The organism is Allobosea sp. (assembly GCF_030695125.1).
In the GTDB taxonomy this organism is placed as follows: domain Bacteria; phylum Pseudomonadota; class Alphaproteobacteria; order Rhizobiales; family Beijerinckiaceae; genus Allobosea.
In genome coordinates this window covers 26057-43885 of sequence record NZ_JAUYTP010000032.1, presented here as the reverse complement: position 1 = coordinate 43885, position 17829 = coordinate 26057, and the positions used below count along the sequence as shown (strand labels likewise).

Here is a 17829-nt window from a genome sequence, read left to right as displayed (position 1 = left end):
TTTGGCGGATTGCGCTAGAAACGCGCCGTCATCCTGGCCGTAGCGAAGCGGAGCGCCGGGATCCATCATCGGGCAGCCTCGGCGCCCTATGATGGATCCCGGATCGGCGCGGCTTCGCCGCTTGTCCAGGATGACGCGCGTTTCCCTGAGACATTTTCAAAGACCGCTCATGACAAACGACTACGATCCCGACCGGGCCTTCTTCGGCCGGCGCAAGGGCAAGGCGCTGCGCGACGGGCAGAGCGCGATGATCGACAGTGTGCTGCCGCGGCTGCGGCTGCCCGAAGGCGAGATTCCCGATCTGGCGGCCCTGTTTCCGCGGCCGGTCGAGGCCGTGCGGCTGGAAATCGGTTTCGGCGGCGGCGAGCATCTGCTGCACCGGATGCGCGAGAGCCCGCAGATCGGGTTCATCGGCGTCGAGCCGTTCATCAACGGCATGGCCAAGTTCCTGGCCATCATCGAACGCGAAGGCCTGACCAACATCAGGATCTGGGACGGCGATGCGGCGTTGATGCTACCGCGCCTTCCGGAGGGTTCGCTCGACGCGATCGACCTGCTCTACCCCGATCCCTGGCCGAAGCGGCGCCAGCGCAAGCGCCGTTTCGTCTCCGAGCGGACGCTGGAGCTGTTCGCGCGGACCTTGCGTCGTGGCGGACGCTTCCGCTTCGCCAGCGACATCGACGATTATGTCGGCTGGACGCTGGCCCGGCTGGCGCGCTCGCCGGATTTCGACTGGACCGACGAAAGGGCCGACGACTGGCGCCGGCCCTATCCCGGCTGGATCCGCACCCGCTACGAGGCCAAGGCGGTCGCGGCCGGGCGCGTGCCGAGCTATCTCACGGCTGTGCGTCGCGCATCCTGAGGAAGCCCAGCACACGCTGAGCGGTCGGCTGGGCGAGCGTGCGGAAATGCTGGCGCGCCCGTTCGACCGCCGCGTCCGATTTGCCGAAATCCTTGCGCAGCCCGATCAGCGCGGCCGCCGTGTCCCAGGACCAGCCGAGTCCGCGGGCCACCAGCAGAACGGCGTCGCGATCCACCCCAAGAACGACCTGCTCGGCAGCGGGCAGGCTCAGCTGGGCGAGCACGGCCACAGCACAGATGGCCTGCTCTGTCGCGCCAGCGGCGGCGAAGCGCGCGACCGCCTGCTCGTCGAGCTGGCCGGCGTCGTTGAGCCGGTTGATCTCGGCCAGCGCCTCGTTGACGGCGCCGAGATTGCCATGGATCTGCGCCTGCGCGGCGACGGCCTGGGCCCCGCGCTCGACCGCCCCGTCGATCTCCCCGGCCATGTCGGGGTCGAGGCTCGCCGTGATGCGGCGGCGGGCCGAGTTCTTGGCGGCCACCATGAGCTGGGCGCCCAGATCGGCGGGAAGATCGCTCCTGTCGCCGAGCGCCGTCTGCAGCACCTCGTCCTGGACAGCGCGCATGACCAGAACGCCCATGCCGTGATGGGAGAAGCGGGCCGTCTGATTGGCGGCGATGGCATGGGTCACGATCCGGCCGCCGCGTAGGATCAGGAAATCGGTAACGGGTTCGCCCAGATCGGTGCGCTGCGTGATGGCGACCATGTGGTCACGCCCCTTGGCGGCCGCGATGGCGACGAGGTCCTGGTCGGTCAGCCGCTTGGACTCGACGAGGACCGGACGCGCGACGGCGATCTCGTCGAGCGCGAGCTGGCGCACCACGCCGGCTGGCGCGTTGGGGACGGGGGCAAGCCGCTCCGAAAGCTCGATGCGGGCCCTGAGTTCGATGGCACGCGAGAGGCGTCCGATGACGACGTCGAAAATGCCGACCTGGTCTTCGTCCATCACGGCGGCGGTGCTGAGAAACAGGTCCGTCAGCCGCGACAAAATCTGCGTGCGGTCATCGGTCGAGCCGCGCACCATCGTCGTCTCGAGGTCGCGCAACAGCGTACTGACAGAACTCATACCGCAACCCCAAACAACGCCTAGCGCGCCACCATGCCGCAGAAGGATGACCAGCCGGTTAGCGCAGCGCGCGAAACAGCCGCTCGGCCGCGAGGGCCCGCGAAGACGGAAACTGCCGAGGACGCTTGCATGCGCGGTCGATGCAGACTAAATAGCAGCCAACAGCTCTGGTTTCGGTATCAGCCGATGATCAAGAGCGGGCCGGAAGGCCCGCTCTTTTTTGTTGGCTTCAGCCCAGCCCGGGCCGGACCATGACGCCGACACGCGGCCGCCTTCGAAACGGACCGTGACGGACGGCGCCATGTGCCATCCTTCGGTCGGAGCCGGACCTTTTCCGGGTGACAGGCAGGCAGCCAGGGCATGAACGAGCCGACAGCAACGGACCAGGACAACGACAAGCGCATCGTCGTCGAGAGCGGCGTGGCCGCGCGCGTGGCGGCGATCATCGAGCCGGCGATCGTCGATCTCGGCTATCGGCTGGTGCGCGTGCGCGTTACCGGCCAGAACGGCTGCACCGTCCAGATCATGGCCGAGCGGCCCGATGGCACGATGAATGTCGAGGGCTGCGAAGCGGTCAGCCAGGCGGTTTCGCCGGCGCTCGACGTCGATGATCCGATCCAGGTCGCCTATCATCTCGAGGTCTCGTCGCCGGGCATCGACCGTCCGCTGGTGCGGGCGGGCGACTTCGAGCGCTGGGCCGGGCATCTCGCCAAGATCGATACCGAGACGGTCGTTCTCGGTCGCAAGCGCTTCCGCGGCATCCTGCTCGGCGTCTCAGGCGGCAATGCGCTTCTGTCGCGCGACGACGCCAAATCCGAAGAGGAGCGCGACGTCGCGATCCCGATGTCGCTGATCGCCGACGCTCGCCTGGTGCTGACGGACGCGCTCGTCACCGAATCGCTCCGGCGCGGCAAGGCGGGCCTGCCGCCGGAAATGCCGACCGCCGACGAGATCGCCGCCCCGCCCAAGGGCCGCAAGAAATCGCTGGGCCCGCGCCCCGACAAGGCCCCGGCCTCGAAGGACTCGGCGTCGAAGAACAAGCGCGGACCTGCTCCGCAAGACACAAACCCGGAAGAGGAGTGAGCGTCATGGTCGTCAGCGCCAACAGGCTCGAACTGCTGCAGATCGCCGATGCGGTCGCCCGCGAAAAGTCGATCGACCGGCAGATCGTCGTCGATGCGATGCAGGACGCGATCGCCAAGGCCGCCCGCTCGCGCTACGGCGCCGAGACGGATGTTCATGCCGAGATCAACACCAAGACCGGCGAGCTCAGGCTGGCCCGCCACCTCCAGGTGGTCGAGCAGGTCGAGAACGGCGCCATCGAGATCACCGTCGACGAAGCCAAGCGCCACAATCCGGCCGCCCAGGTCGGCGACGTCATCGCCGATCCGCTGCCGCCCTTCGATTTCGGCCGTATCGCCGCCCAGTCGGCCAAGCAGGTCATCGTGCAGAAGGTGCGCGAGGCCGAGCGCGACCGGCAGTACGACGAATACAAGGATCGCATCGGCGAGATCGTCAACGGCGCGGTCAAGCGCGTCGAATACGGCAATGTCTTCGTCGATCTCGGCCGCGGCGAGGCGATCATCCGCCGCGACGAGATGATCCCGCGCGAGACCTTCAAGGTCGGCGACCGCGCCCGCGCCTATGTCTACGACGTGCGCCGCGAGCCGCGCGGCCCGCAGATCTTCCTGTCGCGCACGCATCCGCAGTTCATGGCCAAGCTGTTCGGCCAGGAAGTGCCCGAGATCTATGACGGGATCGTCGAGGTCAAGGCGGTCGCCCGCGATCCCGGTTCGCGCGCCAAGATCGCCGTGATCAGCCGCGACTCCTCGATCGACCCCGTCGGCGCCTGCGTCGGCATGAGGGGTTCGCGCGTCCAGGCCGTCGTCGGCGAACTGCAGGGCGAGAAGATCGACATCATCCCGTGGTCGCCCGACATCGCGACCTTCGTCGTCAACGCGCTGCAGCCGGCGGAAGTCGCCAAGGTCGTGCTCGACGAGGAGGCCGACAAGATCGAGGTGGTGGTGCCCGACGAGCAGCTCTCGCTCGCCATCGGCCGCCGCGGCCAGAACGTCCGCCTCGCCTCGCAGCTCACCGGCTGGGATATCGACATCCTGACCGAGGCTGAGGAATCGGAGCGCCGCCAGAAGGAGTTCCTGAGCCGCACCGAGATCTTCATGAACGCGCTGAACGTCGACGAGACGGTCGGCCAGCTGCTCGCCTCGGAAGGCTTCCGCACGGTCGAGGAGGTCGCCTATGTCGATCCCTCCGAGCTCGCCTCGATCGAGGGCTTCGACGAGGACACCGGCGCCGAGATTCAGGCCCGTGCGCAGGAATACCTGGCCGCCGTCGAGGCCGAATTCGACGAAAAGCGCCTGGCGCTGGGCGTCGAGGACGGTCTGCGCGAGGTTTCGGGCATCACCACCGCCATGATGGTCGCGCTGGGCGAGAACGACGTGAAGAGCGTCGAGGATCTCGCCGGCTGCGCGACCGACGATCTCGTCGGCTGGACCGAGCGCAAGGACGGCGAGAGCACCCGCCATTCCGGCTATCTCGACGGGTTCGACCTGTCGCGGCAGGATGCAGAGGCGATCGTGATGGCCGCGCGTGTCCTCGCCGGCTGGGTCGAAGCGCCGGCTGAAGAGCCCGCCGAAGAGACCGAACTCGCCGCCGACGAGACGGCGGAGGCCTGAGCCGGACGCCCACGATGACAGCAACCGCTGCGCGCGGCGCACGCGAGACGCGCCAGGACCGCAAGGACGGGCCGGAGCGGAGCTGTGTCGTGACGCGGGCGGTGAAGTCGCCCGACGACATGATCCGTTTCGTCGTCGGGCCCGACAACACGCTGGTCCCCGATCTGCGGCGCAAGCTGCCGGGTCGCGGCGTCTGGGCGAGCCTCAGCGCCGCGACCGTGGCGGAAGCGCTCAAGCGCCGCTCCTTCGAGCGTTCGCTGAAGACCAAGGTCGTCGTACCGCCCGATCTGGTGGCGATGATCGACGGGCTGATGCTGAAGGATGCGTTGCAGGCGCTGGCCATGTCGAACAAGGCCGGGCTGGTGCAAGCCGGCTTCGCCAAGGTCGAGGCGGTGATCGGCTCGGGGCGCTGCGCGGCCGTGATCGAGGCCAGCGACGGCGCCGAGGATGGCCGCCGGAAGATCGGCCAGGCGTTGCGACGAGCGGAAATCGCCCGCGAGGAGGCCCGGCTCAAGCCGCGCAAGGTGCCGGTCGTGGCAATTTTCGCAGGCGAAGATTTGGAATTGGCGTTGGGCCGCCCACATGTGATACATGCGGCGCTTGCTCCGGGACCGGCGGCCGAGGGTTTCCTCTCCCGCTGGCGTCGGCTCGTTCGCTATCGGACGGACGATGCCGGTGCAATCGACCCGGAGGAGCCGACAAGCTCCGACTCCGCAGACGATGATTCCGTAGACCAACGAACGACCGAACCGGCTGGACCGAACGCGGCAGGACCGAGCACAGAATGAGTGATACCAAGACCCCGGGCGACAAGACTTTGACCGTCGGCCCCCCGAAGACCCTGACGATCAAGCGTCCTGTCGAACAGAGCACTGTCCGGCAGAGCTTCTCGCATGGGCGCTCCAAGCAGGTGGTCGTCGAGGTCAAGCGTCGTGTCGCCGGCCCCGAGGTCAAGGAGCAGCCGGTCGCCCCGCGCGCCCCGGCCCCACAGGTCCAGCAGGCCGCGCCCCGCCCGGTGCCGCCCGCGCCGACGCCGCCGTCCCGGCCTTCGTCGGGCATGCTGCTGCGTACGCTCTCCGAGGACGAGAAGGATGCGCGTCAGCGCGCCCTGTCGGATTCGCGCGGCCGTGAGGCCGAGGCCCGCCGCATCGCCGAGGAAGAGGCCCGCGCCCGGGCGCTCGCCGCCGAGCGCGAACGCCAGGAGCGGGAAGCCGCTCTTGCTCGCCAGCGCGAGGAAGAAGAGCGCCGCCGCCAGGAAGAAGACCGCAAGCGCCGCGCCGAAAGCGCCGCGCGCCAGCGCATGGACGAGCCGCAGGCCCCGCGCCCGCCGCAGCCGCCGCGCGAATTCACACCCGCTGCACCGTCGCAGCCCGAGACCGGCGCTGCGCCGGCTGCCGGCTTTGCCGCGTCGCCGCGCCCGGCTCCGTCGGGCCCGCGTCCCGATTTCGCGCCGCGCACCCCGATGCGCGATGTCGGCGCCCGTCCGCCGCGGCTGGATTCGCGTCCGCCGCGCCTCGACACGCCGCGTCCGCCGCGCCCGGTCGATGCGACGGCTCCCGCCGAGCCCGCCATCACCCGCCCGACGCGCCAGGCGCCGTCGACGGCGGCTCCCCGCAGCCGCCCCGACGATGGCGAGGCGCGTCCCGCGTTCCGCCGCCCCGGTGGCTTCGCCGGCGGTCCGCCGCGCGGCGCCCCCGTGCCTGCGCCCAAGACCCCCAAGGTCGGCGAAAAGGTGCGTGGCCGCCTGACGCTGTCGACCGCCACCGGTGGTGACGACGAGCGCACGCGTTCGGTCGCAGCCTTCCGCCGCCGCGTCCAGCGCATGACGGGGCACCGCGCCTCGGACGTCGCCAAGGAGCGCGTGATGCGCGAGGTGATCGTCCCCGAGACGATCACCATCCAGGAACTCGCCAACCGAATGACGGAGCGGGGCGTCGATGTCATCCGCCTGCTGATGAAGCAGGGCGCGATGCACAAGATCACCGACGTGATCGACGCCGACACCGCCCAGCTCGTGGCCGAGGAAATGGGCCACACCGTCAAGCGCGTCGCCGATTCCGACGTCGAGGGCGGCCTGTTCGACACGCCCGATACCGACGACACCCAGGTCACGCGCCCGGCCGTCGTCACCATCATGGGCCATGTCGACCACGGCAAGACCTCGCTGCTCGACGCGATCCGCCAGACTCATGTCGTCACCGGCGAGGCCGGCGGCATCACCCAGCATATCGGCGCCTATCAGGTGATGACGCCGTCGGGTGCCAAGGTGACCTTCATCGACACGCCCGGCCACGCCGCCTTCACGGCGATGCGCGCCCGCGGCGCCAAGGTGACGGACGTGGTCGTGCTGGTCGTCGCGGCCGATGACGGCGTCATGCCGCAGACGATCGAGGCCATCAACCACGCCAAGGCGGCCGGTGTTCCACTGATCGTGGCGATCAACAAGATCGACAAGACCGACGCCAGCCCCGAGCGGGTCCGTGCCGAGCTGCTGCAATACGAGATCCAGGTCGAGACGCTGGGCGGCGAGACGCTCGAAATCGAGGTCTCGGCCAAGACCGGCAAGAACCTCGACAAGCTGCTCGAGGCCATTGCTCTGCAGGCCGAACTGCTCGACCTGAAGGCCAACCCGGATCGTCCGGCCGAAGGCACCGTGATCGAGGCCAAGCTCGACCGTGGCCGCGGCCCCGTTGCCACCGTGCTCGTCCAGCGCGGCACGCTGCGCACCGGCGATATCGTCGTGGCGGGCTCCGAATGGGGCCGCGTGCGCGCCCTGATCGGCGACACCGGTGCCCATATCAAGGAAGCACCGCCCTCGCTTCCGGTCGAGGTGCTCGGCTTCAACGGCACGCCCGAGGCCGGCGACCGCGTCGCGGTGGTCGAGTCCGAGGCCCGCGCCCGCGAGATCACCGATTACCGCGAGCGCCAGAAGCGCGACCGGATCGCGGCGCGTGGCGGCGGATCGGCTGCCGGCCGTTCGCTCGCCGACATGATGCGCGACCTCAAGGAGGGCGCCGGCCGCAAGGAATTCCCGCTCGTCATCAAGGGTGACGTGCAGGGTTCGGTCGAAGCCATCGTCGGCACGCTCGAGAAGGTCGGCAATGATGAGGTGCGCGCGCGCGTGCTTCAGTCGGGCGTCGGCGGCATCACCGAATCCGACATCACGCTGGCCCAGGCTTCGGGCGCGGCGGTGATCGGCTTCAACGTGCGTGCCCACAAGGAAGCGCGCGAGGCGGCCGAACGCTCCGGCGTCGAAATCCGCTACTACAACATCATCTACAACCTCGTGGACGATGTGAAGGCGGCGATGTCGGGCCTGCTGGCGCCGACGCTGCGCGAAACCATGCTCGGCAACGCGCAGATCCTCGAGATCTTCGCGGTCTCCAAGGTCGGCAAGATCGCCGGCTGCCGCGTCACCGACGGCACGATCGAGCGTGGCGCCAATGTCCGCCTGATCCGCGACAACGTCGTGGTTCATGAGGGCAAGCTTGCGCAGCTCAAGCGCTTCAAGGACGACGCCAAGGAAGTGGTGGCGGGCCAGGAGTGCGGCATGTCCTTCGAGAACTACCAGGACATGCGCGCCGGCGACGTCATCGAGTGCTACCGCGTCGAGGAGATCAAGCGCACGCTGTAAGGCGTCCGCTTCGACCCAGGCTGATCATGGCCGGGCTTGCCCGGCCATGATGCTTTTTTCGACCGTCATCCGGTCCGACCCCGGAGAACGAGAACCATGGCAAAACCCGCAAAACCTTCCGGTCCCAACCAGCGCCAGCTGCGCATCGGCGAACTGATCCGCCACGCGCTTTCGGATCTGCTGGCGCGTGGCGACATTCATGACGAGGTGCTGTCCAAGCACGTCATCACGGTCCCGGAGGTGCGGCTATCGACCGACCTCAAGCTCGCCACCTGCTATGTGATGCCGCTCGGCGGTGGTGATGTCGCGCCCGTGCTGAAGGCGTTGAATACGCACAAGAAGTACATCCGCGGCGAGATCGCCCATCGGGTGAACCTCAAATTCGCGCCCGACATCCGCTTTTTGCAGGATGAGAGCTTCGCCGAGGCCGAGCGTGTCGACGCCATCCTCTACTCGGACAAGGTGCGCCAGGACATCCTGAAGCAGCCGCTGCGAATCCAGACGGACGACCATGACGATGACTGATCCGCTCTCTCCGGACGTGATCGAGCCGCAGGGCCAGAGCTTCGCCCCCCGTCCGAAGAAGCGCGACGTCCATGGCTGGGTCGTGCTCGACAAGCCGGTCGGCATGACCTCGACCCATGCGGTCGCCGTGGTCAAGCGCGCCTTTTCGGCGAAGAAGGCGGGCCATGCCGGCACGCTCGACCCGCTGGCGTCAGGCCTGCTGCCGATCGCGCTCGGCGAAGCGACCAAGACGGTTCCGTTCGTCATGGACGGGCGCAAGGCCTATCAGTTCACGGTGTCATGGGGCAGCCAGACCGATACCGACGACACCGAGGGCAAGGTGATCGCAACCTCGGACGACCGCCCCGAAGCCACCGCCATTGCGGCGCTGCTGCCGCGCTTCACCGGCACGATCAGCCAAGTGCCGCCGAAATTTTCGGCCATCAAGATTGCCGGCGAGCGCGCCTATGATCTCGCCCGCGAGGGCGAGGAGGTCGTGCTCGAGCCTCGACCCGTCGAGATCGACAGCTTGCGCATCGTTTCCCATGACGGCGCGACCACGACGTTCGAGGCCGAATGCGGCAAGGGCACCTATGTCCGCGCGATCGCCCGCGATCTCGGCCTCGCGCTGGGCTGTCTGGGCCATGTCGCGCATCTGCGGCGCACCCGTGTCGGGCCATTCGACATCACTGACGCGGCCAGTGTCGAGATCCTGCGCGAAAGCCCCGAGAGCGCAGCCGCTGCGCTTCTGCCGGTCATGGCGGCGCTGTCGCTGATCCCGGACATGGCGGTCAATCGGGATGCGGCGATGCGGCTCAAGCGCGGCCAGAGCGTGCTGCTGCGCGGGCGCGATGCCCCCGTCGAGAGCCAGGTCATGTACGCGACCAGCGGCGGCGTCCTGATCGCCATCGGAGCGATCGCGCAGGGCGAATTCGTGCCGCATCGCGTCTTCAACCTCTGATTTCATCAATGCCCGCACGCGTCGAAAGGCCGCGTTAACGGCCGGCTCGCTATGTCTCCCTCACAACGCTCCAGCCGTTTTGAGGCCTCGCCGCGCGAATTCGGCATGGCCACGGCTCGGATTTCGAGGCGGCGGCCGTGGGAGACTCATCGCCATGCGCGTGACGCATTTTCTGATCTGCACCATCGCTGCCGGCGGCGCCGCGATCCTGGCCAGCGGCTTCGTCGCCTATCAGCAGATGCAGGCGCTCTCGACAGCGCGCGAGACACACAACCTGATCCTGGCCTCGGAGGCCGTCAGCCGCGTGATCGAGCGGGCGGCCATCGAACGCGGCGCCAATACGCAAGTGATTCTCGCCGCCGATCCTGACGGCAAGATTGCGGCGGCAGCCACCGCAGCGGCGCGGGAGACCGACCTGCGCGTCGCGCAGATGCAGGAGACCTTCGCTGCAACACCCTTGGCAAAGCGCTCGGACCTCGCCGGCCCCGTCGCCCAGATCGGCCAGCGTCTGGCAGAGGCCCGCAAGACCGCGGTGGCGGAGGGCGCCAAGCCGCTGCCCCAGCGCGATCCCAAGGCGGCGCAAACCTTCAGCGGCACCGTGCTGGAGCTGTTGAACCAGCAGGCCGCGCTGCAGCGCTATCTCGGCGCGCGGATCGGCGATCTCAACCCCGAGGTCAGCAACACGGTCTCGCTCGGTGAATTCGCCACGACGCTGCGCGAAGCGGCCGGCAGCCGCTCGGTCCATTTCACGCAATATATCGGAAGCGGCGTGAAGCTGACGCCCGCCGCTCTTTCGCAGGTCGACCGGCTGAGCGGGCGCATCGAGCAGCTCTGGATTCTGGCCGACCAGACCCTGGCGCAGATGGAGACGACGCCGCCGCTGAAGACCGCCCTCGCCGCCGTACAGGGCGGGTTCCGCGACGAGGAGAACAAGACCTACCGTGCCATGTACGAAGTGGCCCGCGACGGCCAGCCCGCGGCCATGAGCCTGCCCGAGTGGCGCGCCTGGACGCAAGCCTCGCTCGCGACGATCCTGCAGATGCGCGACGCCGCCTTCGAGCAGGCGCGCCGCGAGGTCAATGAGGGCCTGACGCGGGCTGGCTGGCAGCTGGCCTTGTCGCTGCTCGCAATTCTCGTCGTCACCTGCGTCGTGGTCGGAGTGGTGGTTCTTTTCAATCGAGGCGTGGTTCAGCCGCTCGGCAAGCTCGCTGAGTCCGTCGGGCTGATGTTGTCGGGCGCCGACGACGCGCGGATCCCGGCCAGGGTTGGCATGATCGAGATCGATGCGATCAGCCATGCGCTCGGCGATTTCCAAAGCAACATCCAGCGGATCCGCGCCCTCGAACAGCAGGAGCATGCCGCCGCCGCGGCGCGTCTCGCCCGGGCCCAGTCGATGGAGGCCGTGGTCTCCGATGTCGGCGAGGTCGTGGCTGCGGCAGCGAACGGGGATTTCTCGGCCCGGCTGCAGATCGACCAGGCCGACGAGCAGATGCAGAAGCTCGTCGCCGGCATCAACGAGATCAATGCGGTGGTCGATTCGGCCACGACGGAATTCGCCACTGCATTGTCGGCGGTCGCCGGCGGAGACCTGACGGTCCGGGTGGATTCGGCCTATCGCGGCAAGTTCGCGGACCTGAAGAGCGCGATCAACGACACGGTCGAGCGGCTCTCCTCGACGGTGAAGACGATCCAGGTCACCTCGGCCGATGTCGGGCTCGCCGCTCGCGAGATCAATATGGGCGCCGACGACCTGTCGAAGCGGACGGAAGAGCAGGCGTCGAGCCTGGAGGAAACCGCCGCCACGACCGAAGAGCTCGCGGCTTCGGTCAAGGCCTCGGCGCAGGCCTCGCGCGACGCCGCCGCCATCGCAAACGACGCAATGCAGGCCGCACAGAGCGGCGGCGCGATCGCCGGTCAGGCCGTCGAGGCGATGGCCCGGATCGAGACAGCGTCCCAAAAGATCTCGGACATCATCCGGGTGATCGACGACATCGCCTTCCAGACCAACCTGCTGGCCTTGAACGCGGCGGTGGAAGCCGCCCGCGCCGGCGATGCCGGCAAGGGCTTCGCCGTCGTCGCCTCGGAAGTCCGGACCCTGGCGCAGCGCTCCAGCGCGGCCGCCAAGGACATCTCGGGCCTGATCTCCTCGTCCAATGTCGAGGTCGGCGAGGGCGTCAAGCTCGTCCGCCTGGCCGGCGAACAGCTCAGCCAGATCCTGGCCTCGTCACAGAAGGTCGCCGCCACCATCGCCGATATCTCGGCGGCCTCGGGCGAACAGGCCAACGGCATCGACGAGATGAGCCAGGCGGTCGCGCATCTCGACGAGATGACGCAGCAGAACGCCGCCCTGTCGGAGCAGAGCGCCGCCTCGGCCGCCTCGCTGTCCTCGCGCATCGGCCAGCTCAACGACCTGGTGGCTGCCTTCAAGACCGGTCCCGAAAGCACCGCCACAGCGGCTGTGGCGTCCGCTCCCCAAAGGTTGCGCCAGATCGCAGAGGCGGCTTTCGTCCAGCCGCGAGCGCAAGCGGCCAAGGCCGGCGCACCCCGGGTCGCGACGGCCAAGACGCCCGTCGCGGCTCCAGCCCGATTGGTCGCCACGGCCCCGGCGCCCGCGCGCAGGGTCGCCAATGGACGCGTCAACGACGCCGGCTGGGAAGAGTTCTAAGAGGACTTGGATCGACCGACAACCGCCCGGTCCCCGGCCTGAACCGCATTGTGTTCAGGTCGAGGACCGGCCGGTCTCCGGAATTTGCGTCATTCGCCGTCAAGAGGGTCGCGGCCACGCAAGCGTCGGCCAGACAGTCAATGGCACCGCCAGGCAGCCCTCGCCCGTGGCCGATGTGACTCCGCCGCCAGCGCGTCGGCCCTCAGGAGATCCCGGTGCGTGACGCCCTGCTGCGCGCCATCGGCCTGCGACGCCGGAATCGGATCCTCCAGGATCGCCAGCAGCACCTCGCGGTCGAGTTGGCCATTGCCGATGACGGCGGCGAGCGCCTCGCGGGTCTGGCGTTCGGCCCGCAACTGGGCGGCGAGCGCGAGGATGAGGCGATCCTTGTCCGAATTGCGCATGACGCGACACCTGCTGCTGCTGGACCTGACGAATGCGGTGCTCGTCCAACCGCCAGCCCGGCGGCAGGTTCCGCCACGGCCGCTGGCGTTTCCCGCCATTTCGTGTATATGGCCGTCATCCGGCCGCCATGGCTGGCTGCGCGGCCCCTCCTCGATGAGGCGGTTCGCGGACTTCGGACCCTGCTGGACGACATCCCGGCTGGCGCCCGCCAGATCAACACCCAACCGAAGGATCACACGATGTCGATCACTGCCGAGCGCAAGACCGCGCTCATGAAAGAGCATGCCACCAAGCCGAACGACACCGGCTCGCCGGAAGTCCAGGTCGCGATCCTCACCGAGCGCATCAACAACCTGACCGGCCACTTCAAGTCGCACACCAAGGACAACCACTCCCGTCGCGGCCTGCTCAAGATGGTCTCGCAGCGCCGTTCGCTGCTCGACTACCTGAAGAGCAAGAGCGAGCCGCGCTACCGCTCGCTGATCGAGAAGCTCGGCATCCGCCGCTGATCGACCGCTGACGCCAACGCCCGGTGCGGTTCCGCTCCGGGCGCTTTCGTAAAAGGGGTCTGCCGCAATGGTGCGGCATCGGCCCCGCTACAACGCGGCACCCGCATGGGCGGCCTGCCGCATGACCCGCCGGGCGCCCCTCGCCCATGGCAGGATCGCCAAGCGCTCGGGCGCGACCATCGCACCGACATCGAGCGCTTCGCCGTCTTGCCCATGGGCTTGGGGCACCGGATTGGTCGCATCCGATCCGAAAGAAAATCCATGTTCGATGTCCAGACCGAAGAACTGATGTGGGGCGGGCGCAAGCTCGTGCTCGAAACCGGCAAGATCGCCCGGCAGGCCGACGCCGCCGTGCTCGCCACCTATGGCGAGACCGTCGTGCTCGCGACCGTCGTCTCCGCCAAGACGCCCAAGGCCGGGATCGATTTCTTCCCGCTGACCGTGAACTACCAGGAAAAGACCTTCGCAGCCGGCCGCATTCCCGGCGGCTATTTCAAGCGCGAAGGCCGCCCGACCGAGAAGGAGACGCTGGTCTCGCGCCTGATCGACCGGCCGATCCGCCCGCTCTTCGTCGAGGGCTACCGCAACGAGACGCAGATCGTCTGCACCGTGCTGCAGCATGACCTCGAGAACGATCCCGATATCGTCGCCATGGTCGCCACCTCGGCTGCGCTGACCCTGTCGGGCGTGCCCTTCATGGGCCCGATCGGTGCGGCCCGCGTCGGCTATGCCGACGGCGCCTACAAGCTCAACCCGCTCGTCGACGAGATCAAGGACTCGCAGCTCGATCTGGTCGTCGCCGGCACGCCCGACGCCGTGCTGATGGTCGAGTCGGAGGCCAAGCAGCTCTCCGAGGAGATCATGCTCGGCGCCGTGATGTTCGGCCACAAGCACTTCCAGCCGGTGATCGACGCGATCATCCGCCTGGCCGAGAAGGCCGCCAAGGAGCCGCGCGACTATCAGCCGGCCGACAACTCCGTCGTGCTCGACGCCGTGCTCAAGCTGGTCGACGCCGACATCCGCGCCGCCTACCAGATCCGCACCAAGGCCGAGCGCTACAAGGCCCTCGACGCCGCCAAGGCGAAGGTCGCCTCGCTGATCTCGGAGACGCCGGACGGCAAGACCACCTTCTCCAAGGAGCAGGTCGGCGGCCAGTTCAAGGAAGCCCAGGCCAAGGTCGTCCGCTGGATGATCCTGGACGATGGCGTCCGCATCGACGGCCGCGACCTCAAGACGGTCCGCAAGATCGTCTCGGAAGCCGGCATCCTGCCGCGCACCCATGGTTCGGCGCTGTTCACCCGCGGCGAGACGCAGGCGCTGGTCGTGACCACGCTGGGCACCGGCGACGACGAGCAGTACATCGACTCGCTGGAAGGCACCTACAAGGAGACCTTCCTGCTGCACTACAACTTCCCTCCCTATTCGGTGGGTGAAGCCGGCCGCATGGGTTCGCCCGGCCGCCGCGAAATCGGCCATGGCAAGCTCGCCTGGCGCGCGATCCGGCCGATGCTGCCGGCGAAGTCGGAATTCCCCTACACGATCCGCGTCGTCTCGGAGATCACCGAGTCGAATGGCTCCTCCTCGATGGCCACCGTCTGCGGCACCTCGCTGGCGCTGATGGATGCCGGCGTGCCGCTCAAGGCACCGGTGGCGGGCATCGCCATGGGCCTGATCCTGGAAGGCGAGCGCTTCGCGGTGCTCTCCGACATCCTTGGTGACGAGGACCATCTCGGCGACATGGACTTCAAGGTCGCCGGAACGGCCGAGGGCATCACCTCGCTGCAGATGGACATCAAGATCGCCGGCATCACCGAGGAGATCATGAAGGTCGCCCTCGACCAGGCCAAGGGCGGTCGCGACCACATCCTCGACGAGATGAACAAGGCGCTCTCGACCTCGCGCGGCCAGCTCGGCGAATATGCCCCGCGCATCGAGACGATGAAGATCCCGGTCGACAAGATCCGTGAAGTCATCGGTTCGGGCGGCAAGGTCATCCGCGAAATCGTCGAGAAGACCGGCGCGAAGGTCAACATCGAGGACGACGGCACCATCAAGATCGCCTCGGCCGACGGCAAGTCGATCGAAGCCGCGATCAAGTGGATCAAGTCGATCGTTTCCGAGGCCGAAGTCGGCATGATCTATGACGGCACCGTCGTGAAGATCATGGAGTTCGGCGCCTTCGTGAACTTCTTCGGCGCCAAGGACGGCCTCGTCCATATCTCCGAACTCGCCGCCGCCCGGGTCCAGAAGGTCTCGGACGTCGTCAAGGAAGGCGACAAGGTCAAGGTCAAGTTCCTCGGCCAGGACGACCGCGGCAAGATCCGCCTCTCGATGAAGGTCGTCGACCAGGAGACCGGCGAAGACCTGACCGAGAAGCTCAAGGCCCAGCGCGACGGCGAGAAGAGCCGCGAGAAGCAGTCGGCCGAGTGATCGACCGCCTGTGAGGCAGTGAGCTTCACGTGAAACATGGAAACGCCCCGCATCGAAGGATGCGGGGCGTTTTTTCGTTTCGGAGGCCTTGCGTCATTGCGAGCGGAGCGAAGCAATCCAGCGGCTGCCCTGTGTCTTCTGGATTGCCTCGCTCCGCTCGCAGTGACGATGAGGCTGGCGTCCCGATCAGGATCCAAATAGTCTAGACTTATTGATCTAGGAGCTCGACATGCCTTCCCACACCCTCACCTCCCTCGACGACCTCGCCGCGCTCTATCCCAACCCGATCGCGCCGGCGTCGATCGCCAAGGAGATCGACCATGTCGATGCAAACTATGCCGCGCTGATCGCCGCCTCGCCGTTTTTCGTGCTCGCGACCAACGGTCCGGATGGGCTGGATTGTTCGCCGCGCGGGGATCAGCCGGGCTTTGTCACGGTCCGGGACGCGAAAACGCTCCTGATTCCCGACCGAAGAGGCAATAACCGTCTGGATTCATTGAAGAATATCCTGTTCGATCCAAGAATCGGAATGCTCTTCCTCGTGCCCGGTTACGGGGAGACGCTACGCGTCAACGGAGTCGCGGTGCTCTCCAGCGACCCTGGGTTGTGCGCGGGCTTCGCGGTCGCCGGAAAGGCCCCGGCCTGCGTCATCGTGGTCACGGTCGAGAGCGTCTACTTCCAGTGCTCGCGCGCGATCGTCCGGGCCGGCCTGTGGAACGCGGAGACGCATGTCGCCAAGGGCGCGGTGCCGAGCGCAGGCACGATCCTGCGCGACATCACGGCGCGCGATGCGGCGGTCGAGACGTTCGACGGCGAGGCTTACGACCGGGCGCTGCCGGAACGGGTGAAGGCAACGCTGTATTGAGGGGGCGACCGAGCCGCCACCCTTTCATTCCGGGGCTTCGCATAGCGAAGAACCCGGAACCCACGACTGGGTGATTGCCCCAATCGCGATCACCCTCGCGCTTTGTGAACCCGTCGTCTCACCCGGTCGTGGGTTCCGGGTTCGGCCCGAAGGGCCGCCCCGGAATGACAGACGTAGCGCCCTTCAAAGCAGCCCTTCGTTCCCCGCGAGCAACTTGAGGTTCACGTCCGGCCGCGCGCCGACATGGCTGATGATCTCGGCTGCGGCGAGCGCGCCCAGCCGCAGCGAGTCGCGGACCTCACGGCCCGAGGTCAGGCCGAAGAGGAAGCCGGCGGCGAAGAGATCGCCCGCGCCGGTGGCGTCGACGAGGCGCTCGATCGGGAACACCGGCTCCTCGATCACGCCCTCGGGCGTCACCGCCAGCGCGCCCTTCTCGGAGCGGGTGACGACGGCGAGGATGTTTTCGGCCCGCAGCGCCGCCAGCGCGTCCTCGAAGGCAGGCGCCTGATAAAGGCTCTTCAGCTCGTGCTCGTTGGCGAAGACGATGTCGACCATGCGGTTGCGGATCAGCCCGACGAACTCGTCGCGGTAGCGGTCGACGCAGAAGGAATCCGACAGGGTGATCGCGACCTTGCCGCCGGCCTTGTGGGCGATCTCGGAAGCCTTGCGGAAGGCGTCCTTGGCCGCCGGCGGATCCCAGAGATAGCCCTCGAGATAGATGATGTCGGCGTTCTCGACCGCCCTGGCATCGACATCGGCCACCGTCAGGCCCTGGCAGGCGCCGAGATAGGTGTTCATCGTGCGCTCGCCATCGGGCGTGACGATGATGAAGGAGCGTGCCGTCGCGGGGCCCTCGCTGGCGGCGGGCGTGTCGAAGGCGACGCCGAGCGAGGTCAGGTCGTGACGGTAGAGCTTGCCGAGTTCGTCGGCCTTGACCTTGCCGATGAAGGCGCCCTTGCCGCCGAAGGAGGCAAGCCCGGCGATGGTGTTGGCGGCGGAGCCGCCCGAGATCACCTTGCCGGGACCCATCGCGGCATAGAGCGATTCCGCCCGGGCCTCGTCGATCAGCGCCATGGCGCCCTTGGTCAGGCCATGCGTCGCCAGGAAATCCTCCTCGGCGGCGGCGATGACGTCGACGATGGCATTGCCGAGGGCGAGGACGTCGGTGCGCGTGCTGGTCATGGGAAGCCCGATGCTGTGCGGAAGGGGAATGTCGGAAGGTCAAGGCAAGCCGTGGC

At 67.7% G+C, this 17829-nt stretch carries 13 protein-coding genes; 11 read left to right on the top strand and 2 right to left on the bottom strand.

Features of this window, described 5'->3' with window-relative positions; genetic code table 11:
* The first annotated feature begins 169 nt into the window (after positions 1-169).
* The gene (trmB, locus tag Q8S38_RS13815) at positions 170-862 is read left to right on the top strand and encodes a tRNA (guanine(46)-N(7))-methyltransferase TrmB (protein ID WP_305681007.1); all 693 of its coding nucleotides are present in this window, start codon (positions 170-172) and stop codon (positions 860-862) included.
* Here the strand turns inward: trmB and Q8S38_RS13810 are convergent.
* A complete protein-coding gene (locus Q8S38_RS13810; protein WP_305681006.1) occupies positions 837-1925 on the bottom strand; it encodes a DUF2336 domain-containing protein in 1089 nt (362 codons plus the stop codon). The two genes, trmB and Q8S38_RS13810, sit on opposite strands and share 26 nt — an antisense overlap.
* Before the next feature lie 360 nt (positions 1926-2285).
* Between Q8S38_RS13810 and rimP the strand changes: the two genes are divergently transcribed.
* The 10 genes from rimP (at position 2286) to Q8S38_RS13755 (ending at position 16591) form a co-directional block, all read left to right on the top strand.
* Entirely contained in the window at positions 2286-3008 is a 723-nt protein-coding gene (gene rimP / locus Q8S38_RS13805; protein ID WP_305681005.1) for a ribosome maturation factor RimP, read from the top strand.
* A 5-nt stretch (positions 3009-3013) separates the two neighbouring features.
* Complete coding sequence (nusA, locus tag Q8S38_RS13800; RefSeq protein WP_305681004.1) at positions 3014-4618, top strand: transcription termination factor NusA; 1605 nt, start codon at positions 3014-3016, stop codon at positions 4616-4618.
* 14 nt (positions 4619-4632) lie between these two features.
* Complete coding sequence (locus tag Q8S38_RS13795; protein WP_305681003.1) at positions 4633-5406, top strand: RNA-binding protein; 774 nt, start codon at positions 4633-4635, stop codon at positions 5404-5406.
* Positions 5403-8252, top strand: coding sequence for a translation initiation factor IF-2 (infB, locus tag Q8S38_RS13790; protein ID WP_305681002.1), 2850 nt, complete (start codon positions 5403-5405; stop codon positions 8250-8252). Before Q8S38_RS13795 ends, infB begins: the two co-directional genes overlap by 4 nt.
* A 96-nt stretch (positions 8253-8348) precedes the next feature.
* A complete protein-coding gene (gene rbfA, locus Q8S38_RS13785; protein ID WP_305681001.1) occupies positions 8349-8777 on the top strand; it encodes a 30S ribosome-binding factor RbfA in 429 nt (142 codons plus the stop codon).
* Entirely contained in the window at positions 8770-9717 is a 948-nt protein-coding gene (gene truB / locus Q8S38_RS13780; RefSeq protein WP_305681000.1) for a tRNA pseudouridine(55) synthase TruB, read from the top strand. Before rbfA ends, truB begins: the two co-directional genes overlap by 8 nt.
* 154 nt (positions 9718-9871) lie before the next feature.
* Positions 9872-12382, top strand: a complete 2511-nt coding sequence (locus Q8S38_RS13775) for a methyl-accepting chemotaxis protein (protein ID WP_305680999.1) — start codon at positions 9872-9874, stop codon at positions 12380-12382.
* 644 nt (positions 12383-13026) lie between these two features.
* Positions 13027-13296, top strand: a complete 270-nt coding sequence (rpsO, locus tag Q8S38_RS13765; protein WP_069053202.1) for a 30S ribosomal protein S15 — start codon at positions 13027-13029, stop codon at positions 13294-13296.
* A 261-nt stretch (positions 13297-13557) separates the two neighbouring features.
* Positions 13558-15726, top strand: a complete 2169-nt coding sequence (gene pnp / locus Q8S38_RS13760) for a polyribonucleotide nucleotidyltransferase (RefSeq protein ID WP_305680998.1) — start codon at positions 13558-13560, stop codon at positions 15724-15726.
* 229 nt (positions 15727-15955) lie between these two features.
* Positions 15956-16591, top strand: coding sequence for a pyridoxamine 5'-phosphate oxidase family protein (locus Q8S38_RS13755; protein WP_305680997.1), 636 nt, complete (start codon positions 15956-15958; stop codon positions 16589-16591).
* Positions 16592-16774: 183 nt separating this feature from the next.
* Here the strand turns inward: Q8S38_RS13755 and Q8S38_RS13750 are convergent, their stop codons facing one another.
* Positions 16775-17773, bottom strand: a complete 999-nt coding sequence (locus tag Q8S38_RS13750; protein ID WP_305680996.1) for an adenosine kinase — start codon at positions 17771-17773, stop codon at positions 16775-16777.
* Between the last annotated feature and the right edge of the window lie 56 nt (positions 17774-17829).